The following is a 23,044-nucleotide window of genomic DNA, read 5'->3' on the forward strand; positions in this document are numbered from 1 at the left end:
AACCATTATCCTGATCGATAAGTAACTATCAACGCCATGAGTATTGCCAACAGAAACCTATCTACCCATTTTACACTCCACGAAATGCTGACAAGCCAGACGGCTGTGCGTTTCGACTTTACCGAGCAGTTCGATCCACCCCGAAACGTCGTACAGAATCTTGAACGACTATGTCAGGAGGTGCTGGAGCCGCTTCGACTGGTGGTCAACACACCCATCCAGGTCAACAGCGGTTACCGCTGCTTCCGTGTCAACCAGATGATCGGCGGATCGCCTAAAAGTCAGCATATGGTTGGCCAGGCCGCCGATATTGTTGTGGTCAGTAGCGATGTGGAGACCCTGTTCCAGACGATCCGGGCTGTTGGATTACCGTTCGACCAGTTGATTCAGGAATTCGATCGCTGGGTGCATGTTTCATTTCGGGACAGACCAAGACGTGAGGTATTGCGGGCTACCAAAACCGCCAGCGGCAGGACCCTGTACACCCCGGTCCTGACCAGTCCCCTCTTGGCGTAGAGCGGCCTATACCGAAAGAGCCGCTAACCTGACAGGCAGATTAGCGGCTCTTTTGGTACTGTATAGCAGCACCAGCAGGCTGAACTTATTTTTTGGCATACATCACCCGCCAGACCTTGCCCTTCACCGAATCGGTGATATAGAGCGATCCATCGGGGCCCTGAGCCAGACCCATTGGCCGGGCTTTGGCATCGCCGGGGCTGGCCAGATCGGGTTTGCCCGCGTTGGCGGTATCGCCCGGCTTGGCCGGTTCGGCCACACCCGCAAAATTTTCGGCAAACACTTCGTACTTGCCCGATGGCCGGCCGTCTTTACCAAACGGAATGAAGGCAACGAAATAGCCGCCCTGCTTCAGCGGAGCCCGGTTCCAGGAACCGTGGAAGCAAATGAACGCGCCATTTTTGTAACGGGCCGGGAATTGACTACCCGTGTAGAACAGCAGATCATTAGGTGCCCAGTGGCCAGGAAATGCCATAATAGGCTTCTCTTTGCCCGCGCACCGATCCTGTGTTTTGCCATCACCACCATACTCAGGAGCCAGTACCTTCTTGCCCTGGCTATCGTCGTTGTAGCAGTAGGGCCAGCCGAAGTCATTTCCTTCTTTCACCATCAACAGCTCTTCATTGGGCAGTTCGGCGCTTTGCTCGTTGGTGTACAGACTTGGGTACAACGTAGCCAGCATATCGCGGCCATGCTGGAGCGCATAAAGGGTATTGTTGGCCGTGTTCCAGTCGAGGGCTACGGCGTTGCGGATACCGGTTGCGTAGCGCTTACCGTCCGACTGTTTCTGGTTGGGCTTGTTGGCATCGAAGATCCAGATGCCCCCGTAGTTTTCCAGGATCGGGCAGGGGTCCTGCCCTTTCGAGCCCTGGGTCCGGTCTTTTTCCTGACAGGCGTTGGACGGAGCACCGAAGTTGACATACAGTTTACCATCGGGCGAGAGCGCCAGCGACTTACCCGCATGTTGCCGTTGAAGCGTTAGCCCCGTTACGATGGTTTCGGGCTGCGTCGTTTCCATCACTTTGCCGTTGGTAAGCTTGTAGCGGAACACCGCCGTATCGGCCGATGCATAGAGATAGCCGTTGTAGATGCCCGCACCCGTACCGGGATAGGTACCGAACGTAACGGTCTGGTCGGCACGACCGTCGCCGTCTGTATCGCTTAACTGAACGATACCTTTTCCGTCCTTGAGCCGGTCGAGCTTCACGAACAATGTGCCAGTCGTGGGGTCAATGGCAGCATGGCGGGCTTTGCCCAGATTATCGGCAAATACCAGTGCCTGAAATCCGCTGGCGAGTTTAAGGCCGCCGTTATCCGGGTCGGGGGCAATGGACGGGCGGGTGGTTGATACCCTTCCTGACTTGGCAGACGCTGATTTTACCGGCTTAGCGGGTAGTGTCGTGCCCGGTCCTGCCAGGGCAAGGGTTGTTGTTACTGTAACTAAAAATACAATTGCTTTCATGGTTAAACGTTGCCTGGATGGCGTATTGCGCCGTACAACACCCGGTAAACGGGAGGCAACGAACAAAAGTTTTTGTTGCCTGTCAGTAGACAACCCGGCTTCTGTATTTTTGATACGTGTACGAGTAGCCATTTCTACACAAAAGGTCTATGAATAAACAGATTACATCCTTTTTTCAACGGATTGCCCCCTTACTGCTCGCCTGGCTTCTGGTGGTGCCGCTCTACGCCCAGCAGGAGCTGCCAGCCCTTCCCCCGGCGCAACTCAACCGGCCCGCTGGCTGGCAATTGGTCGGGGCTGTTTCCACAACCGCCGATGGGGCGTCGCTAAAAACCCAACCCGGCAGCACCATCCTGACCGGTGCTGGCGAACCACTCACCCTGCTAACCCCCACCGATGATTTCCGGCTGCGGTTCGACATGCTCCTTTCTGCCAACACCGATTTTGTTCTGACCATGCCAACGGGACAGGCCATGTCGTTTACCGGGACGCAGGAGATGGCCCGCCTGACCAAAGCTCCCGGTCTCTGGCAAACCGTCGATGTCTGGTACAAAACCGGGAAAGGCCATGCCCTTCTGGAAAAACTCGCGCTCAACGGCGTGACGGTGCGGGAAAGCCAAACCCTGAACAATGCTAAATCCGGTCCGTTGACCATCATGGCGAAAACCGGAAGCGTTGCCATCCGAAACATAGGTTACCGGGTCATGTCGCCCCGGCTTGTGGCGCAATGGAGTTCGCCGGTTAGCTATACAATCGTAGAAGGCGGCTACGTAACCAGCCGCATTGTTGCCCAAAGCAAAAAAGTGCTCAAGCAGGACACGGCCTCCCTATTGACGTACGAAGTGTCGTATGGCCAGCCGCGTCAGCATTCCATTCTCTTTTCGGGCAAACTGACGGCTCTGCAGGCGGGCGACTACCAGTTCGAGCTGAACCAGGGTGGCGTTGGGGGTGTCTGGATCGATGGCAAAGAGATCATTCCAACCGACCACCGCGAACTGGGACAGTCCAGTTTCGGAACAGCCAACCTCACGGCCGGGCCGCATACGGTAGAAGTCTACTTTTCGCGCTCCTGGTTCCGGCCCGGACTGGGGCTGTTTGTGTCGCAGGCAGGTACCCGTTCGCAACCGCTTCATTCGCTTTCGTCCTTGCCGGAGCCCGATCCCGTTGCGGTTGTTAGTGTGCAGCCCACCACAAAGGCCGAACTGATCCGGTCGTTCGTACAGATGCCGGGCGAAAAAACGAAGCGCACCCACAGCCTGTCGGTCGGTTCGCCGGAGGGCCTGCATTATACCGTTGACCTGAACCAGATGGCGTTGCTGCAAACCTGGAAAGGTGATTTTGCCAACGTTACCGAAATGTGGTACGAGCGGGGCGAACCCCAGCTCCTGAGCCCGATGGGCGTAACCGTTCGGCCACCGGCCCAGTCGCCCCTGGTGGTGCTTACCAACGAAACAACAGCCTGGCCCGACAGTCTGGGCGAAAACGTGCTGCAATACAAAGGGCTCACCGTCGACAAACAGGGTATGCCCACCGTGGAGTACACACTGGCCGGTACCACCGTGACGGATGCGATCCGGCCGGACGGTAATGCGCTGGTTCGGACCCTCACGCTGAAAGGCTCACCCGACGGTACGCCCTACTGCCGGGTAGCGGCCGGTACCACCATCGACGAAGTCGGCAAAGGGCTGTACGCCGTTAATGACCGTAGCTATTTTGTTCGCTTCGACCCGAAAGCCAAAGTAAAACTGCGGCAGAGCAACGGGAAACAGGAGCTGCTGCTACCCATCGACATGAAAAGCGGGGCCGGAACGGTTCAGTATTCGATTGTCTTTTAAACCGGCTCTATCCCTGACCTTTCGCCAGCAAGTACCATGAATGAGCCAATCACCTGGGCCGATTTCGAGAAAGTAGAGATTCGCACCGGCACCGTTGTGGCCGTCGAAGCATTTCCACAGGCCCGCAAACCAGCCTATAAACTAACTATCGACTTTGGCGAGCTTGGCACCAGACGAACGTCGGCACAGCTCACCAAACTGTATCAGGCCGAGGAACTGGTTGGTAAACAGCTCGTGGCGGTGGTCAATTTTCCACCCAGGCAAATTGCCACGTTTATGAGCGAATGCCTGGTACTGGGTGCCGTGGCCGACGACGGTACCGTAACGCTGCTCCAGACCGAACGGCCAACACCCAACGGCTTACGAATAGCCTGACACGCATCTGTTCGTCAAGACAAAAAATAACATGCCCATCATGAAAAAGCATTTATTGATTACTCTTTTGGTATCCGTTGCGATACTGCCCCTTTCGGCTGCCTTTGCCCAGCGCCCGGCTACGGAAGAAGATTACTACCGAATTGTGACCCTGCCGATTCCCGAAAACATCAAGCTGGAAGTGGGTGGTCTGGCTCCCCTGCCCGATGGGCGGCTGGCAGCCTGTACGCGCCGGGGTGAGGTCTGGATTATCAGCAATCCCTACATGCAGGGAAGCCGCGTACCGACCTACAAAAAGTTTGCATCAGGGCTGCACGAACCGCTGGGCCTGATGTGGCATCCAAAAGGTTATTTGCTCTGTACGCAACGGGGCGAAGTCACGAAGCTGATCGATAATGATGGCGACGACGTGGCCGACGAGTACCGCTCCTTCTACAAATGGCCGATCTCGGGCAATTACCACGAGTACAGCTACGGCCCGGTGCTGCTGCCCGACGGCGACATGGTCATTACGCTCAACCTCAGCTGGATCGGCTACGGGGCCAGTCTGGCAAAGTGGCGCGGCTGGATGCTTAAACTAACCGAAAACGGAGAGATGACGCCCTGGGCTACCGGCCTTCGCTCACCGGCTGGCTTCGCTGTTCTGCACGATGGCAGTATTTTCTATACTGAGAATCAGGGCGACTGGGTTGGCTCCGGCCGGATGACGAACCTGACCAAAGGGGCTTTTGCGGGCAATCCGGCGGGTCTGCGCTGGTCCGGTGAGCCGGGCTCGCCCTTATCGCTGAAGCCGGAAGATGTACCCAGCACGGGGAAACCCATGTTTGAGGTAGCGAAAACCGTTAAAGAGCTGAAAGTGCCCGCCGTTTGGTTTCCGCACACGCTGATGGGCATTTCAACCTCTGATTTCAAGGAAGACACCACCCGTGGCGCTTTCGGTCCGTTTGCCGGGCAGCTGTTCGTGGGCGACCAGGGGCACAGCAAAATTATGCGGGTAGCGCTCGAAAAAGTCAACGGCGAGTGGCAGGGGGCCTGTTTTCCCTTCCGCGAAGGGTTCCAGTCGGGCATTATCCGTACCGTTTGGGGGCAGGATGGCTCGCTGTTCGTGGGCATGACGAGCCGGGGCTGGGCCGCAACGGGAAAAGACCCGTATGGCATTCAGCGGTTGGCCTGGACGGGCAAAACGCCCTTCGAGATGAAAACGATCACCTCCAAACCCGATGGCTTCGAGATCACCTTTACCGCCCCCGTCGACCGGAAAACGGCCGAAAGCCCGGAAAGCTACAGCCTGAACAGCTTTACCTATAAATACCACAAAACGTACGGAAGCCCTATCGAAAATACGCGCCCGGTGCCCATTCGGGGCATTGTCGTTGCAGCCGATGGCCTGAGCGCCCGCATCGTTGCCGATACCGCCTTGCGCGAAGGCTACATCCACGAACTAAAAGCCGAAGGTGTCCGGTCGGCGGGAAACTTGCCGTTGCTGCATCCAACGGGCTACTACACCCTCAACGCCATTGCGCCGGGCGAGCGCGTTACCATGGCCGCCCGTACGGCAACGAGCGAGTCTGGCCACGCCAGCCACGCAGCTATGATGGCCTCCGCATCGACAAAGGCGGGGGTACCGGCCAAGACGAAGGGGACAGTGAGCAAATCGGCCGTAGCCGCGGCAAAATCCACCAAACGCCTGATCGATCAACCGGCCGACTGGACCAACGGCCCCGACCAAACGCTGACGGTAGGCACTAAACCCGGTTTGAAATTCGATACGGATAAACTGGAAGTAAAAGCGGGCAGCCGCATCAAGCTCGTGTTCAATAATAACGACGACATGCTGCACAATTTTGTCATTACGAAGCCCGGTGCCGCCAATGCCGTGGGGGATGCCGCCCTCCGGCTCAACCTCAACGGCCCAAAGATGAATTATGTACCCGCCACGCCCAACGTCCTGTATCACACCAATATCCTCCAGCCCGAAACGGCCGAAACCATCTATTTCCTGGCTCCCGCCGAACCGGGCGATTATCAGTTCGTGTGCTCTTTCCCCGGCCATTCGTCATTGATGCAGGGAACCCTGAAAGTAGTGAAGTAGCGCGAACCTCCCGTTTGTCTATCCATATGCCGGTTGAATGGGTTAATCTCATACAACCGGCATTTGTGCGGTAGCATAAATAGATTGAATTACATGATTCCAACGTTCCTGCTGATGAATCCCAAGAGAACGCCATTGAAACTATACCTGATTACCGGACTAAGTCTGCTGCTCTTCAGCAACCTAACGTACGCTCAGCGCCAGCGGGCCGACACCGGACATTACCGGACAGAACCTGTTCCGGCCCACCTCATGCCCATTGAGCGAGCCTATGGCTCATCGTCGCTGGGAAGCGTCTATTTTTACGGCGGCAAACGACTCTCTTCCCCCTACTCGCTGGAAATTCCTTTCTACGAAGTCGGCGACCCGGCCATTACCCATCACTTCAAGGTGTTCAGGACCATGACGACCCTCAGCCGCTTTACGGCCCTGCTGCCGCTGGCCTATATCCTGATCCAGAACAAGCGAAACAATGGTACTTACTGGAGTATCTACGGCGGGTCTATTGTGGCTTCGCTTACGTTCAGTATTGTTGGCAACGTACAGGTCAACAAAGCCGTTACGCGGTACAATGAACTACTGCGGCAACCTCGGGTGGGCCTGTCGGTGGCACCCGTGCCGTTAACGGGTCGGCCAGCCATTGGCGCGGGCGTAGCATGGCGATTCCGGTGAGGTTATCCAGGCGGCAGACGCCCTTATCAGCGCGCCCGCAGCACGGTGAGCTGTTTGAGAAGGCCCGGCCGCGTGTCGGCCGGAATGGGTATGGGCCGGGGTCCGTTGGCCGTACCCTCGTCGAAACTGGTCAGAAACAGCTTGTTCCCTTCGATATAGGCCAGATACTGGAGGTTGACAACATACGACCGCGACACGCGGTAGAATGACGGAAGGGTCAGGCGGGTAGCTATGTTTTTCAGGTTGTCTGTTACCACGAACGGATCTTTCCGGTTCCGGACAAACAGGCAGGTGAAGTTGGTGCGGGCTTCGGCAAACACGATATCAGATTGGCGAACGGGAATCAGCCGCCCATCGTCGGGAATCAGCAAATGGTCAGGTAATAAACTACTCGGGGCATGCAGCGACGGCGTGCGCTCGATAGCCAGATCGATCTGCATGATCAGGTCGACCGGGCTGAAGGGTTTGCTCAGGAATCCGACCGGACGAAGCGCTTTGAGCTGCTTCAGGGTGGTTGCGCCGGTCTGACCCGTGATGAACAGAAAAGGAATCCGATCCTGCTGCATGAGCATACGGGCAATGGCTATGCCGTCTTCCGAACCGGGCAGGTGCACGTCGAGCAGCGCCAGATCGACGGGTTGCTGCTGACTGATCCGCACGGCTTCGGCCAGCGTCCGGGCCACACCCACTACGCTATGGCCTGCCTGCTGCAACGTAACCGTCAGCAACTCTACCGTTAGTTCATCGTCCTCAACAATCAGTATTTTCAATGGCTTCATACGTCTGTAACCGGAAATGCCAAAGCAAAGTGGGTTCCCTTCTGGTTCGTGAATTGGTAGCTGCCGTGTAGCTGTCGGGTCTGTAGCTGAATAAGCCGCAACCCATAGGTAGTAGAGACAGTAGACGGGGCAGGCATCGTAAAACCAGGCCCGTTATCTGTCACCACCAGTTGCAATATACCATCCCGAACGGTTACTCCTATATGAATCGATGGGTTAACAGGACTAGACAGTGCATATTTACAGGCGTTCGTAACGACTTCATTCAGAATCAGTCCCATCGGCAGAACCTTGTCGGCGTGCAGGTGAACAGGAGCCAGTTCATACACGGGCCGAATATGGGTCAATCCATAGCCTGCCAGCACTCCCGATACGACCGCCGGTATGTACTGCCGTAAATCGACATCGACCAGTTGATCATCCCGATCGTAAAGCTGCCGGTGTAGCAGGGCAATGGCCTGAACGCGGAACTGGCTGTCTTCGACGGCCCGTTTGGCTATTCCATCACTCAACCGGACAGACTGCAGGCTAAGCAAACTGGACACTGCCTGCAGGTTGTTTTTGATTCGATGGCTTTGCTCCTTCACCAGGCTGGCGTTCTGCCGGCTGATTCGCCGGTTCTTCCGATTCAGCCGAAAAAACACCAGCCCCGCGCCAATGGCCACCGCCAGCAGGCCCGACATCGCGTAGTTCAGGGTATGCTGAACAGTCAGGCTGGCTGCCCGCAGCGCAAGCTCCTTTGCCTGACTCTGGATACGGGCCTCGCGCTGCTCTGTCTCATAAACGACCGTAAGCTGCTCAATAGCTCCGTTACGGGCGGCGTTCAGCGCAGCATACCGTATATCCATTGCTTTTTTCTGATGGGCAAAGGCCCGTTTCCAGTCGCCGGTCAGTTGATACAGGCGGGCACTGAGTGTTTCTATATCATCCAGCAGACCATAGTCGGTCAGGTGCCGCGTCTGGTACTGCCTGCGGGCTTCATCGATCAATGACCGGGCCAAACGAATCTGGCCAAGACTCAGATGCGCACTGGCCAGTTGAATCCGGATATAGGCCGTGTTGTATTCATGCCCGATCTGGTCATACAACAGCAGCGCCTTTTTCAGATACAGGATGGCCCGGCCGGGGTTACGCAGCAGTTCAACCGTTCCAAAAGCCTGTTGCAGATGGGCTATGTCGGCGGGGCGGTTCAGCGTTTGGGCAAGGGGTTCGGCCTGCCGGAGGTAGTCAATGGCCTTGTCGAGCGAACGGGGGTCGGCGGTACGGGCGCTTGCCAGCCACTGGCCCCGGTAAATACCCGACAGGGTAACATAAGTCGACATCAATCCATGAACCGACCCAACCTGGCGGTGGGTAGCGAGGGCCTGCCGGGCATAGGCCAGTGCCTGACCGAACTGGAGCTGCGTTGTCTCCAGTTCGGCCAGGCGCAGGTATAGTTTCCCCAGATTTTCGGTAGCCCCCCGAGGCTCACGAATCCGTAATGAGCGCATGAACCAGTACTTGGCCGTTACAAAATCGCCCATGCCCGAATATCTTTTTCCGATCAGATAAGCCGCTTCCGATACCGCCACCGAATCACCTGCCGCCACCGCCCGCTGACATTCGATCAGGTTAACCTTCAGCTTCTGGTGCAGGCCTACCCCTGTTTTGGCGCCTGTTGCTGTAACGCCAATGGCTGAATAGGAAACTGACGGCTGAGCCCGCAACCAGGGACTGACAAAGAGCCCGCCTATACTTATCAGGGTGCCTATAAGATTCATACTCTACAAGATACACTAATTTTATTCCACCGATCATATGGCTTGCTAGCAACAAGTTCCGGGAATAACCGCCTTTATGGAGAGAATAAGGGTACTGATGGAGATGGCATTGCTAATAGAGGATATTTCATTGATATTTAACCAGTCAGTACCGAAAAAATGGACTGGTCAGGCATCAATTTTCCCTTTTCAGCTTTCTATCCACACCTTTTTTTAAAGAACCTCTCGACTATGAAAAGCGCAAACCCGCCCCGGTTTGCGCTTTTTTGTTAGTTTCGCCTAGCCAATCCCCAATTCCATGATCAACAAACGTTTAGTTTCTCTCCGCATAGGCGGAGCTTTACTGTTTTGTCTACTCCTTTCATCCTCGCTTCATGCTCAGGTTATTGCCAACCGCGACCCACAAATTGCCGACCTGGTCGATCTGATTTCGGCCGACAGCTTAAAAGCGCACGTCGACGGGCTCGTCAGCTTTGGAACGCGGAGTACGCTGAGCGACACTAAAAGCCCTAAACAGGGTATCGGGGCCGCCCGCCGGTGGATACTGGGCAAGTTCAACCACTACGCCAAAAGCTCGGGCGGACGTCTGACCGCCACCATCGACACCTGGACGCTGCCCGCCGATGGCCGGCGGGTTGACGTGCCGACCGAAATGGGCAACGTGATTGCCACCCTCAAAGGCACCGATCCCAACGACAAGCGTGTGTTTCTGGTGCAGGGCCACCTGGATTCACGCGTGACGGGCGTCATGAACCGCACGGCCGTAGCCCCCGGTGCCAACGACGACGGGTCAGGTACGGCCGCCGTTATCGAACTCTGCCGTGTATTGAGCAAGGCCGGCTTTCCCGCTACGATCGTGTTTGCCGCCGTGAGTGGCGAAGAGCAGGGCTTGCTGGGAGCCGAACATCTGGCCGAGCAATACCTGAAGCAGAACGTCAACATGGAAGCGCTGCTCAACAACGATATCATGGGCAGTAACCACTCCAACGAGACCAACATTCGGGACAACACCCGGTTGCGGATTTTCAGCGAAGGGCTGCCGGGCAACATGATGAAAGACACGACGGGCCGAATCGCCCAGATCCGGCAGTTCGGCAATGAGAACGACGGCAAAGCCCGCACGCTGGCCCGCTATGTGAAAGAAGTGGGCGAACGCTACGTCGACAATATGGAGATTGTACTGATCTACCGGAACGACCGCTACCTGCGCGGTGGTGACCATACGCCGTTTGTGCAGCGTGGCTTTGCGGCCGTTCGCCTGACCGAGATGAACGAGAACTACAACCACCAGCACCAGGACCTGCGCACCGAAAACGGCATCGAGTACGGTGACTACGCGAAGTTCATGGACTTCGACTACCTCCGCAAGAACACGGCGGTCAACCTGGCTACGCTGGCAAACCTGGCCAAGGCCCCCGCCGGACCGCAGGCCCCCACCATCGAGGTTCGCAACCTGACGAACTCAACGACCCTCTACTGGAAAGCACCGGCAACGGGAAAGGTGAAAGGCTATTATGTGATGATGCGGGAAACCAGCTGGCCAGTTTGGCAGAAAAAGTTCTTCACCACCAAACTCGGGATGACGCTGCCCTATTCGAAAGACAACTATTACTTCGCCATACAGGCCGTCAGCGAAGACGGTAACGAAAGTCTACCGGTGCTACCCGTCCCGAATTTACGGTAGTCGATACCGCTACATTGAAAAGCCACTCCCGGGAGTGGCTTTTTTTATACCCTCAGCCGGGTTGTTTCCATCCGGCGAAAACCTGCGACTAAGCAATGTAGTCACTCAAAAAGAGTGCTTCGGCTTTCGTTACAACACGTCTATCCACACCTTTTTAAAATCATGACAGACCCTATCCTGTATTGGAATGCCGTCGCGCTGGACGCGAACCGCATCAGCCATACAAATGAAAAGAAAGAGCAGACGGGTCCGGTTCTCAGCTCCCGGGCGCTGGCCATTGTTCATCTGGCTATGTACGATGCCTACATCGGCATTGACAACCCGGCGGGGCTATTACCGTACATCGCGCCCCAGCACCCACCGGAACCCGGTGCGCTGGTTGACGCTGCCGTAGCCGCAGCCGCCCACGCTACCTTATCCGCTTTGTTTCCCAGCCAGAAGGAATTTTTCGATGCCAAACTAACCGAAGCGGGCGGTACCATGAATCCGGGCCATGCGTTCGGGCTGCAGGTAGCCAGAGCAATACTGGCTGACCGAAAAAACGATCCGGACGCCGGGTCTGTTGGCTATGTACCGTCGCAGGAACGGGGCCATCACAAAATCGACCCTGACAACCCGAATCAGGGCTTTTATGCCCCTTTTTACGGTGCCCGATCCAAAGGCTTTGCCATTACCAGCCGGCACGAACTGGATGCTCCCCCCTTCAACGACCCTGAATACGATGAAGCCGTGCGGCTGGTTCGTGAGAAAGGGATTGCTCCCGAGTTAATGGGCACTTTACCCATTGGCAGCACCCCCCGAACGCCCAACGAAACGCTGGTCGGCCTGTATTGGGGCTATGACGGGGCAGCCGGTCTGGGAACCCCACCCCGGCTGTACAATCAAATCATCCGTCGTCTTGCCATCTCCCGCGCAAATACGCCAGCTCAGAATGCCCATCTGTTTGCGCTGGTGAATGTAGCTATGGCCGACGCCGGCATCCTGGCCTGGGATCAGAAGTATTTCCATAACCTGTGGCGACCAGTCGTAGCTATCCGCGAACATGATGAGTCGATGGGCATGGCCACCGAAGCGAAAAATGAAGTTAAGGCAGGTTGTGATTCATCGTGGCTACCGCTGGGCGGTCCGGCGACCAACTCAATCAACCAATCGGTCGTGATGCAGAAAACGTCCACTACCTTTCCGTTCAACCAGATTGTAACCGAGCGCCCTAAAAACTTCACGCCCAATTTTCCGGCCTACCCGTCCGGGCATGCCACCTTTGGTGCAGCCGCCCTGCACATAACCCGCCTTTTCTACGGCGATCTGGACAAGCCAGCGGGCGCGGCAGAAAACCCACTGGTTGGCAACCGCGAAGGCGATACACTTTTCGACGGCCTTAATTTTGTGTCCGAAGAGCTGAACGGTGTCAATCAGGACAACCGGGGCACTATCCGCCCCCGGCACGTCCGGAGTTTCCCCGGCGGGTTGTGGCGCATGATCGAAGAAAATGGCCTGAGCCGGGTATTCCTTGGCGTACACTGGTTATTCGACGCGTTCGTCACTACCGATGGCACGATGAACGGGCCTTTCGACACGAACCGGAATATTGGGGGTGTACCCCTGGGCTTGACCATTGCCGAAGACATTTTCTTAACGGGCATGAGCAAGTCTGCAGTAGGCGCCAGAGCCTAGCCGATCAATCTTTCTTTATAATAAAAAAGGTGGCTGGTTTCGACAGGCCACCTTTTTTATTATACCCGTATCAAGTCTTCTCCGTCATGTGCTATTGCAACCAGCACCAGGGGCTTTTCCCACTGACAAGGTTGGTCGTATGAACCCTGCCAGTGGGCAAAGCCTCTGGTGCTGGTTTGTTGGGGTATTTAGTGATTAGACAGCATGAGCCAGTCGTTTTTTCATAACTTACGATCACTTATTCTGTACAGGAAAAACGTCATAATGGCAAGGAACAGTTGCCGATATCACTCGTGCCAATTTACCAGCCCACAGCTAAAGCTGTGGGTCTTAATAGCACGATATTAATCAACGGTTTGTCCCCCGGTTTTAACCGGGGGCTGGTCGTTTTTTCAATCGACCCTTACCTAAACCAATCATATAACCCGTTTTTAAAGCAGCTATGGCCAATCTCTCCAAACGCCAGTTCTTAAGATCCATCGTCGGTACAGCGGCTTTATCGACCTGGGCGGGTCTGGACGAGACACTGGCAAAGGTGGCGTCTGTACCACCGGTAGCCCTGGCTCAGGAGGAGGATTTCTGGGCCAGCATCCGAGCGGCCTACCCCGTCACGAAAGACTTTATCCAGCTCGAAAATGGGTACTATTCGCTGGCGGCACAGCCCGTGATGGATAGCTACCTGAAACATATTCAGCAGATAAACTCGGTGTCGTCCTACTACATGCGGACGCGCCAGGTCGACGATAAACGCGAATCCCAAACCCAACTGGCAAAACTAGTAGGCTGCTCGCCCGACGAACTGATCATCACCCGCAATACCACCGAGTCGCTGGATACGGTCATTGGCGGACTGACCTGGAAAGCGGGCGACGAAGCCATTATGGTGCAACAGGATTACGGGGCCATGCAGGATATGTTCAAGCTTCAGGCCCGGCGACACGGGATTGTGAACCGGACCCTGTCATTGCCCAACCACCCCAAATCGGACGCGGAGATTGTGAGCCTGTACGAAAAAGCCATCACGCCCAAAACCCGACTGCTGATGGTGTGCCACATGGTCAACATCACGGGCCAGATTTTGCCCATTCGTCAGATCACCGAAATGGCCCATAAACACGGTGTTGAGGTACTGGTCGATGGAGCGCACGCCTTTGCCCAGTTGAATTACAAACTGGCCGACCTCGGTGGTTGCGACTACTACGCCAGCAGTTTGCACAAGTGGCTCGGTACGCCCCTGGGCGCGGGGATGCTGTATGTCCGGAAGGATAAGATCGCTGGTATCTGGCCGATGTTTGCCGACAGCAGCGTAGCCGATACGGATATTCGGAAGCTCAACCATACCGGAACGCACCCGGTGGCTACCGATCTGGCCATCCAGGATGCCATCAAGTTCCACGAACGTATTGGCATCGAGCGTAAAGAAGCCCGGCTGCGCTACCTGCAACGTTACTGGACCGATCAGGTACGGCATAACCCGAAAATCATCCTCAACACACCCGAAGACCCCGCCCGTTCCTGCGCCATCGCCAACGTAGGAGTAGCCGGAAAAACGCCCGCTGAACTGGCTAAAATCCTGTTCGACAACTACAAAATTTTCACTGTCGCCATCGACTCGCCCCCGGTACAGGGCGTGCGGGTAACACCCCATGTCTACACAACCACTGCCGAACTCGACGCCTTTGTCAAAGCGCTGAACGAACTGGCTGGGTAACAATACTCACTGATCAAAAGCTTAATCAATTAGTGTATGAACCGAATACTTTTCCTCTTTTTCTTTACCTGCTCAGCGCTCGTGAGCGTCGCCCAAACGCCTGCGAAAAAGCGGCCGATCAACTCGAACGATATATATCGCCTGCAAACGCTAAGCGACCCGCAGGTATCGCCCGATGGCAAATGGATTGCGTACGGTTTGTCGACGGTCGACACCACAAAAGATAAACGTAGCTCCGATGTCTGGATGGTAAGTTACGATGGCAAGGAATCCATTCAGCTAACCAACAGCCCCGATCCGGAAGCGAGAGCACGCTTCAGTCCCGACGGCAAATACCTGTCGTTCATCTCCTCGCGGCAGGGCGCTACCAAAGGGCAAATCTGGCTGATGGACCGCCGGGGTGGCGAAGCCAGAAAATTGACCGACCTGAAAACCGATCTCGATGAATACGTCTGGTCGCCGGATGGCAAAAAGATCGCGATGACTCTTCGTGATCCTGACTATGCCGACTCGGCCAAGACCAAAGTTCGCAAGCCTTACGTACTGGACCGCTACCATTTCAAGGCCGATGTAAAAGGCTATCTGGAAAAAGGCTCCCTGCATCTTTATATATATGATGTGGCTTCGAAGAAACTGGATACGCTCACGACGGGTAACTACGACGAAAACTCGCCGGTCTGGTCGCCGGATGGGTCGCAGCTCGCCTTTGTCAGTAACCGGAGCGAAGACCCCGACCGGAATCAGAACACCGACATTTATGTCATCGACGCCAAAAAAGGGTCAACCATAAAGCAGTTGACCACCTGGCCCGGCTCCGACAACAACCCCGAATGGAGTCCCGATGGCAAGCGGATTGCCTACACGCGTTCGACCGCATCGGGCAACTTTCTGATGTACGACCAGCCCGTTCTGGCCGTTATCAGCCGCGACGGTGGTGAGCCTACACTTCTCTCGAAAACACTGGACCGCCCGGTCCGCAATCCACGCTGGGCGAAAGATGGACAATCCATTGGCGTACTGGTGCAGGACGACCGGCAGACTTATGTGGGTCAGTATACGCTCGACGGCACGTTCACGAAAGTGATTAGCGGCAATCGGGCCTTTAGTGAGCTGGAGCCTGTGGCAAGCGGCAGTTGGGTTACCCTCATGAGCGACCCTCAAACGCCCGGTGAGTTGTATGCGGTTGAAAATGAAACGACCCGCCGGCTTACGCATGCGCACGATGCGTTTCTGGCCCCCCTCGAACTGGCAACGGTAGAAGGGTTCACGTCGAAGAGCAAAGACGGTGCGCAGGTATCCAACGTATTGTATAAGCCCGCCAACGCAGCGGCTACCAAAAAACTGCCCACTATTTTCTTCATTCATGGCGGACCCGTTGCCCAGGATGAATTCAGCTTCGACCTGACCCGGCAACTGCTGGCGGCCGGGGGCTATGCGGTAGTAGCGGTCAATTACCGGGGCAGCAATGGCCGGGGGCTCGACTATACCAAAGCCATCTATGCCGACTGGGGCAACAAGGAAGTGCTGGATATTCTGGGCGCTACCGATTATATGGTTGACAAAGGCATTGCCGACCCAGACCGGCTGGGCATTGGCGGCTGGAGCTATGGCGGTATCCTGACCAACTACACCATCGCCACCGACACCCGGTTTAAGGCTGCAGCCAGCGGAGCCGGTAGCTCATTGCAGTTGTCGATGTACGGCATTGACCAGTATACCAATCAGTATGAAAACGAGTTGGGCGCTCCCTGGAAAAACACCGACAAATGGCTGAAACTATCGTACCCGTTCCTGAAAGCCGACCGCATCAAAACGCCGACGTTGTTTATGGCGGGCGAGAAAGACTTCAATGTACCCACGGCGGGTAGCGAGCAGATGTTTCAGGCGCTACGGTCGTTGGGCATACCAACTCAGTTGATTATTTACCCGGGGCAGTTTCACGGCATTTCGGTGCCGAGCTACCAGAAAGACCGGGTTGACCGGTATCTTCAGTGGTTCGATAAGTACCTGAAGCCAAAAACAACGTAGGAATACATTGCATCAGTACGTCTCTTTTTAGCGTACCAGCAGAGATCACTTGTTTTTTCATAACTTACCATCGCTTATTTCGTTACCATTCTGGACCAAAATCAAAAGAAATATGAAGAAGTTACTTTACGTTTTCTGCCTGGGTTTTTCGCTTATTTCTGTTCAGGCCTGTAAGAAAGACACAGTTGAGCCAGCAGCACCGGTTGTAGTAGGTCGTTGGGAAGTAAATCGTGGTCAGTTGAGTGGCTTTATTGCTCCCTATACAAACCTTAATAATGCAGCTATTGACCTCTACTATTACGATTTCGGCTCCTTCGCATCACGCCTTGATATCCGTGCCGATAAGTCATTCACGAATAATCTACGGCAAGGTGGCGAAGTTGTCGATGCTGTCGGGACCTGGGAATACACGAGTCCGACGCTTACCCTTAACTACGACGATGGAGACGATGAAGATTACACCTACACATCGGCGGCAGGCGTAGAAGAATTAGCTGCTGAGGCTCAGAACATAACCTTTCCATTAAGCGCGACCTCTTCTGCATCGGGTCAACTCCGATCTATTTATCGGAAATAAGGTAACACGGCTTCAACGACTCACTTAATCATGTTACGCTACTAATACATGAAGTAATGGCCAAATAAACGTTTGACCCATTATTCTTTTGTAAAAATTCAAAGAGACAAAATAAATTAAAGGTGCTTTCTCCACGAAAGCACCTTTTTTGTTGGCGTTAATGTGTAAATTCACAACGCGCTATCAATGAATAAGTTAGTTTGTAATTTACTTTTATTTAATCTACGATAAATCCAAATCATCCGTCATCATGTCATCAACTTTATCTCGTCGGGACTGGCTTCGTGCCAGCGGTTTGTTAACAGCTGGTCTTACCGCAAGTTTTCATTTTGCTAAAGCAGCGCCCGCTACAACCTACGGGCAGTCGGTGTTTGTCGACGAATTTGCGCCGATAAAAACGGCCGGCATAGACTCGCCACCCGATACCATGCCCAAACTGCGGGCCCGGTTGCTGGCCAACGAGAACCCGCTCGGTATTGCACCCAGCGCGAAGGAAGCCCTTACAAAAGCCGCCGACATTGGCAACCGCTACGCCTGGACGGAGTTCGCCGAGTTGAAGGGGATGATCGCAACCGATGAGGGCGTGAAACCGAATAACATCATGATGTCGCCGGGTTCATCGGACATTCTGATGGCCGCAGCCACCCACTTTGCCAAAGGGGGCGGTACGATTCTGACCAGTGCCATGACCTACGACGACCTCCTGGAACGGGCGCAAAAGCAGGGAGCTAAAATAGTGGCCCTGCCTATGACGAAAGAGTATAAGTTCGATCTGGCCGCTATTAAAGCCAAACTAACACCTGACGTCAAACTGGTTTACCTGGTTAACCCAAACAACCCAACCGGCACTATCCTGCCCGCGTCGGAACTGGAGGCTTTCTGTCGTGAGGTAGCGCCGAAAGTACCCGTATTCCTCGACGAAGCGTATATCGATTTTTACGAACCCGCCGAACGGCCCAAGCTGGGCAAGCTTGTGGCCGAAGGGCATAACGTAATTCTGGCCCGTACTTTCTCCAAAATCCACGGCTTTGCCGGACTGCGGCTGGGTTACGCCATTGCAACCCCCGAGACGCTGAAAATGCTGAAGCCTTATACTAACGGTGAATTTGCCGTGAGTATCACCACGCTTATGGCCGGTATTGCCAGCTACCAGGACAAAGACTGGCAGAACCACTGCCGCGCCGAAAATGCCAAAGCGCGCGACTACACGGCCAAAGCCCTTACCGGCCTGGGCTACGAGGTCATTCCCTCATCGGCCAACTTCATGCTGTTCCCCATCCGGATGAAAACCAAGTCGTTTAGCGAGCAGATGTTCGCCAGCGGCATTGGCATTCAAACCCGCGATTTCAACGGACAACCCTACTGCCGTGTCAGCATTGGGACTATGGATGAAATGGCCATGTTCATTGATGGATTCAAAAAGGTAGTTGGGTAAAGGAAGGAGTCACTAAGTTGGTAAGTCGGTGCGTCGGTCAGTGGCTGACGCATCGGAAAAATACGCTACGTCAGCCACTGACCGACGCACTGACTTACCAACTTACCAACTTAATTATGACACGAAGAGACTTCATAAACGCAACAAGTGCCAGTTATGCCAGCATGCTGGCCTGGGGTATGATACAGCCTGCCCCAGCCTCGGCACTGAATCTACCCGCCAACGGCCAAACCAGAGACGGTAAAGGTCGTAAAGTGATCATCTTAGGGGCAGGCCTGGCTGGTTTGACCACCGCCTACGAACTGGGTAAGCTTGGCTATGACTGCACGATTCTCGAAGCACGGTCGCGCTCCGGGGGGCGGGTCTGGACCGTTCGGGGGGGCACCAAAGAAACCGAACTGACCGGCACCGACCAGACCTGCCAGTTTGGAAACGGCCTGTATTTCAACGGGGGGGCCGCCCGCATTCCGCACCACCACCAGATTACCTTACAGTACTGCCGTGAACTGGGGGTACCGCTGGAGCTCTTCAACGGCTCCAATGAATCGGCTTATCTGTACAACGAAGGCGGAGCAGGTGAGTTGGCCAATCGGCGCATGCGCATCAGCGACTACCACATGGATATGCGCGGGTACACGTCCGAACTACTGGCCAAAGCCCTCGACCAGTCGACACTGGACCAGCAGCTGACTAAGGAAGACGTGGAGAAACTGGTCGACTTTCTGAAAAACGAAGGGGATCTCAATACTGGGCATCTTTACAAAGGCACGAATCGCCGGGGTTATAAAACCAAACGCGACCCCGGTGCGGGTAATACACCCGGCAACCTGACCGATCCCTATGGACTGACCGATTTACTTCGTTCGGGCTTTATGCAGCCTGTTTTCTACAACAATGGCGACTACGCCTACGAGCAGCAGTCAACATTGTTACAGCCTGTTGGTGGCATGGATGCCATACCCAGAGCGCTTGAGTCGAAACTACCCGGCAAGATCATTTTCAACGCCCCCGTTACGGAGCTGCGCAAAACCGAAACCGGCGTTCGGGTCGTGTACACAAAAGACGGCAAGCCCGTTGAGATCAAAGGTGAATTCTGCGTGTGTACGCTTCCGCTACCTATGCTTAAAAACCTGGAATCCGATCTGTCGGGTACGGTAAAACGGGCAGCTGATTTTGTTCCGTACATGAAAACGGGCAAAATTGGTTTGCAATTCAAGCGTCGGTTCTGGGAAGAAGACGACAGCATCTATGGTGGTATCTCCCGCACCAACATGGACATTAATCAGATCTGGTACCCGTCGTTCGGCCTACAGGGTAAAAAGGGTGTTTTGATCGGCTATTATAATTTCTATAGTCGGGCCGAAGCGGTAGGCAACATGCCCATTGCCGAACGCGAGAAAATGGCCCTCACCCAGGGGGCAAAAATTCACCCGCAATACCCGGCGGAGTTCGAAAACTCATTTTCACTGGCCTGGCACCGCATTCCTTACAGCGGGGGCGGCTGGGCTAACTACGACGACGCTACCCGTAAAAAGTATTACCCCTCGCTGCTGGAACCGGATGGAAACATTTATTTCGCCGGTGAGCACACCACGTACCTGACCGCCTGGATGGCCGGGGCGTTTACATCGGCCCTACGAACGGTAGAATCGATTCACGCCCGGGTGGGTGAGTACACGAAAAAGTAATGGTTTTCACGTTTGTGACGCTGACAAAAAATATACTATGAAAAACAACCTGCTCTCATTTTTGCTCTTCCTGGCCTGCGCCACGGCTACCCAACTCCTCAGTCAGCGCGTCGCAGCCCAAACCACGGCAGCTGCGTCGACGGGCATGACGCTTGATCAACTAAAAGCCATCAAGGCCATTAAAATTGCCAACCTCGATAAAGATACCTATTTAAAATCGGGGGCATTCATCCTGGATCGCTACGAAGAACGGCCAGCCTATGTCTTCAATTACACCGATGGCATTACCCGCAAAATCTATCTGTACAAGATTTTTTCGGCTGCCGACACCAAAGACCTTGGCTTGCTGGCCGTTTACCAGAACGGCAAAACCAATGAGGTGAAGCCATTTGTCATTCCCGGCGCATCGGCCGAGCGGACAGCCTGGGATGCCTACATCGACGACCTTAAGTATGTTGGGGAGAAAGAACCCGGTCTGATGTCGACGCTGACGTTCGTACTGTCGCGTGAGATGGCGGGTCTGCTGGAAGGCGGTGGCGGAAAAACGGAAGAAGGCGGTGGCAAGAAAAAAGAAGAGTATAACTTTTGCTTCGCCCCTGACGCGCCTGTGACCCTGGCAGATGGATCGGCCAAGGCCATCAGCGCAATCACTACCGGTGACGTGGTAATGGGTTACAACGCCCAAACCAGGAGCTTTGCACCCACCCGCGTTACCAACGTAGATACCCATCAGTCGAATAGCTTTGCGCTAACGGCTGTGTGGCTGGCTCCTGCCAATGAAATAACGGCCAACGGACGTGGTACACTGGTCGCTCCCATTCAGGTTGAAGCCACGGCGAATCACCCGGTACTGACCGATGCCGGCCGGAAAGCCCTGGGCGACGTTCGGGCTGGCGAGTTGCTGTTCCGCTACGAAAATGGCAAAACGATTCCCTACCGCGTCGTTCGCGCTGAACAGGCCGTTCGTTCGGTGAAGACGGTCTATAACCTGACCACCGAAGCGGGTGCTTACCTCGTTGGCGAAACCGTCGTGCTGGACAAGTAAACGAATTACTCATTTCTTCCAATCACCCCACTCGTCGCTGATGAGTGGGGTGATTCTGTTTTTAGCCCCATTGTTTATCAGGACATTTTCGTTAGTGTATTAAACTACGTGTGCTTTTCTGCTTCTAACATGAACGTGAATCCGGACGTACCAACGCCACCGACGCGCCACCAACGCACTATCGACTCGCTACCGACGCTACGCTGTTGAGGCCCTGACGGGCCTGTAGTGGCTTCACTCTTTTTATACCAAAACCAACCGCGCTTATGCCAATAGCCGACAAGCAGCAATCCATTCAGCATTTGTTCTGGCGGGCCGGGTTTGGCGCTACGCCAGCTGTGATCCAGCGTGAGAGCCACCGGCCTATTCGGAAAGTCGTGCATGACCTGCTACACAGCCATGAAGCCTTTGCGCCCCTGGCCGTTGTCGATGGTGAGTCACCTGTTGACAGGCCCGTGCTCCGTAAGCTGGTACGGGAAGGAACAGTGGACCGGGTGATGCTGAGACAAAAAATCAAAGACGACACGGAGCATTTGCGAGATCTAAACGGACTCTGGATCGAACGAATGGCATCGGGACAGGACGCTCTCCGCGAAAAGATGGCCCTGTTCTGGCATGGTCACTTTGCCTGCCGGGTTCGTAATCCGGTTGCCATGCAGCATTACCTCAATACCATCCGACAGCACGCGCTGGGCCGGTTCGGCGATTTGCTTATGGGCGTATCGAAAGAACCAGCCATGTTACAATTCCTCAATAACCAGCAGAACCGAAAAAATGCCCCCAATGAAAACTTTGCCCGCGAGGTCATGGAGTTATTTACGCTGGGACGCGGCAACTATACGGAAAGCGACATTAAGCAGGCCGCCCGGGCCTTCACCGGCTGGGGGTTTAGCCCTGACGGTCAGTTCCTGTTCCGGGAAAATCAGCATGACGATGGCCCGAAAACCATTTTTGGCGAAACGGGTAACTTCGTCGGTGAAGACGTAATCCGGTTGCTGCTGGCGAAGAAACCAACCGCCCGGTTCGTGACGGAAAAACTCTACCGGTTTCTGGTCGATGATCAGGCTGGCAATTTGGCCACCAACCCCCGAATCGACGCGCTGGCTGATCGTTTTTATAGCAGCGGCTACGACATTTCCGATCTGCTGGAGACCATCCTGACCGCCGACTGGTTCTACGAGCCAGCCTATATTGGCAATCGGATCAAGTCGCCGGTAGAGCTACTGGCGGGTATGCAGCATACGCTGTCCATCACGTTCGAACAGAAACAGTCGGTGATGTTCATTCAGCGAACCCTGGGCCAGGTGTTGTTATATCCGCCGAACGTGGCGGGTTGGCCGGGTGGCCGCAACTGGATCGACAGTTCGAGTTTACTGTTCCGGATGCAGTTGCCTAACATTTTGCTTCAGGCGGGTCAGGTCAACATCAAACCCAAGGAAGACGGCGACGTAAATACGGAACTGCTCGCTCGTCGGGGCAACCGACAGATGAGTGCTACCGTCTCCTGGACCACTTTTGAGCAGGCTTTCGACAACGTAAAAGCCGATAAGCTCCCCGACGCACTGGCGGCTTACCTGCTGCAACAACCGCTTGGTCCAGCCCAGCGGGCGCTGGTTCTGAAACGAGTGAAGCCCGAAAGCACGCATAGTGAACAGATTCGCAGTTTGACAGCCGCGATCATGGCCCTGCCCGAATACCAACTGTGCTGACA

17 protein-coding genes are annotated in these 23,044 nt (G+C 55.0%); 14 read left to right on the forward strand and 3 right to left on the reverse strand.

Annotated elements, in window-relative coordinates; genetic code table 11:
• Window positions 1-36: 36 nt before the first annotated feature.
• Window positions 37-516 carry a D-Ala-D-Ala carboxypeptidase family metallohydrolase gene (locus FH603_RS19700; protein ID WP_186739416.1) on the forward strand — a complete coding sequence of 160 codons (480 nt, stop codon included), beginning with the start codon at window positions 37-39 and terminating at the stop codon, window positions 514-516.
• A gap of 85 nt (window positions 517-601) precedes the next feature.
• Here FH603_RS19700 and FH603_RS19705 read toward each other — a convergent pair whose 3' ends face one another.
• A complete protein-coding gene (locus tag FH603_RS19705; protein ID WP_186739417.1) occupies window positions 602-1,978 on the reverse strand; it encodes a PQQ-dependent sugar dehydrogenase in 1,377 nt (458 codons plus the stop codon).
• 149 nt (window positions 1,979-2,127) lie between these two features.
• On the opposite strand from FH603_RS19705, the gene FH603_RS19710 reads away from it, so the two are divergent.
• The 4 genes from FH603_RS19710 to FH603_RS19725 all read left to right on the forward strand — a co-directional run bounded on the left by FH603_RS19710 (window position 2,128) and on the right by FH603_RS19725 (window position 6,952).
• Complete coding sequence (locus FH603_RS19710) at window positions 2,128-3,813, forward strand: PA14 domain-containing protein (RefSeq protein WP_186739418.1); 1,686 nt, start codon at window positions 2,128-2,130, stop codon at window positions 3,811-3,813.
• 36 nt (window positions 3,814-3,849) lie between these two features.
• Complete coding sequence (locus tag FH603_RS19715) at window positions 3,850-4,188, forward strand: tRNA-binding protein (RefSeq protein ID WP_186739419.1); 339 nt, start codon at window positions 3,850-3,852, stop codon at window positions 4,186-4,188.
• A gap of 40 nt (window positions 4,189-4,228) precedes the next feature.
• Entirely contained in the window at window positions 4,229-6,280 is a 2,052-nt protein-coding gene (locus FH603_RS19720; protein ID WP_186739420.1) for a plastocyanin/azurin family copper-binding protein, read from the forward strand.
• Window positions 6,281-6,373: 93 nt separating this feature from the next.
• Window positions 6,374-6,952, forward strand: coding sequence for a hypothetical protein (locus FH603_RS19725; RefSeq protein WP_235985236.1), 579 nt, complete (start codon window positions 6,374-6,376; stop codon window positions 6,950-6,952).
• 26 nt (window positions 6,953-6,978) lie between these two features.
• On the opposite strand, the gene FH603_RS19730 is transcribed toward FH603_RS19725, so the two are convergent.
• Entirely contained in the window at window positions 6,979-7,731 is a 753-nt protein-coding gene (locus tag FH603_RS19730) for a LytR/AlgR family response regulator transcription factor (protein WP_186739421.1), read from the reverse strand.
• Window positions 7,728-9,491: a sensor histidine kinase gene (locus FH603_RS19735; protein ID WP_186739422.1), complete on the reverse strand. Its 1,764-nt coding sequence runs from the start codon at window positions 9,489-9,491 to the stop codon at window positions 7,728-7,730. Before FH603_RS19735 ends, FH603_RS19730 begins: the two co-directional genes overlap by 4 nt.
• Before the next feature lie 298 nt (window positions 9,492-9,789).
• On the opposite strand from FH603_RS19735, the gene FH603_RS19740 reads away from it, so the two are divergent.
• From FH603_RS19740 to FH603_RS19780, 9 genes are all read left to right on the forward strand, one after another.
• A complete protein-coding gene (locus tag FH603_RS19740) occupies window positions 9,790-11,175 on the forward strand; it encodes a M28 family metallopeptidase (protein ID WP_186739423.1) in 1,386 nt (461 codons plus the stop codon).
• Between the two features lie 162 nt (window positions 11,176-11,337).
• Window positions 11,338-12,849: a vanadium-dependent haloperoxidase gene (locus FH603_RS19745; protein ID WP_186739424.1), complete on the forward strand. Its 1,512-nt coding sequence runs from the start codon at window positions 11,338-11,340 to the stop codon at window positions 12,847-12,849.
• A gap of 442 nt (window positions 12,850-13,291) precedes the next feature.
• Window positions 13,292-14,560, forward strand: coding sequence for an aminotransferase class V-fold PLP-dependent enzyme (locus tag FH603_RS19750; protein WP_186739425.1), 1,269 nt, complete (start codon window positions 13,292-13,294; stop codon window positions 14,558-14,560).
• Window positions 14,561-14,596: 36 nt separating this feature from the next.
• Entirely contained in the window at window positions 14,597-16,588 is a 1,992-nt protein-coding gene (locus FH603_RS19755; RefSeq protein WP_186739426.1) for an alpha/beta hydrolase family protein, read from the forward strand.
• A gap of 112 nt (window positions 16,589-16,700) precedes the next feature.
• Complete coding sequence (locus FH603_RS19760) at window positions 16,701-17,165, forward strand: hypothetical protein (RefSeq protein ID WP_186739427.1); 465 nt, start codon at window positions 16,701-16,703, stop codon at window positions 17,163-17,165.
• Between the two features lie 250 nt (window positions 17,166-17,415).
• Complete coding sequence (locus tag FH603_RS19765; protein WP_186739428.1) at window positions 17,416-18,600, forward strand: pyridoxal phosphate-dependent aminotransferase; 1,185 nt, start codon at window positions 17,416-17,418, stop codon at window positions 18,598-18,600.
• Window positions 18,601-18,716: 116 nt separating this feature from the next.
• On the forward strand, window positions 18,717-20,288 hold the full coding sequence (locus FH603_RS19770; protein ID WP_186739429.1) for a flavin monoamine oxidase family protein: 1,572 nt from the start codon (window positions 18,717-18,719) through the stop codon (window positions 20,286-20,288).
• Between the two features lie 37 nt (window positions 20,289-20,325).
• On the forward strand, window positions 20,326-21,333 hold the full coding sequence (locus tag FH603_RS19775) for a Hint domain-containing protein (RefSeq protein ID WP_186739430.1): 1,008 nt from the start codon (window positions 20,326-20,328) through the stop codon (window positions 21,331-21,333).
• Window positions 21,334-21,599: 266 nt separating this feature from the next.
• Window positions 21,600-23,042, forward strand: coding sequence for a DUF1800 domain-containing protein (locus FH603_RS19780; protein ID WP_186739431.1), 1,443 nt, complete (start codon window positions 21,600-21,602; stop codon window positions 23,040-23,042).
• The last annotated feature ends 2 nt before the right edge of the window (window positions 23,043-23,044 follow it).

This window comes from Spirosoma utsteinense (assembly GCF_014282275.1).
In the GTDB taxonomy this organism is placed as follows: Bacteria; Bacteroidota; Bacteroidia; order Cytophagales; family Spirosomataceae; genus Spirosoma; species Spirosoma utsteinense.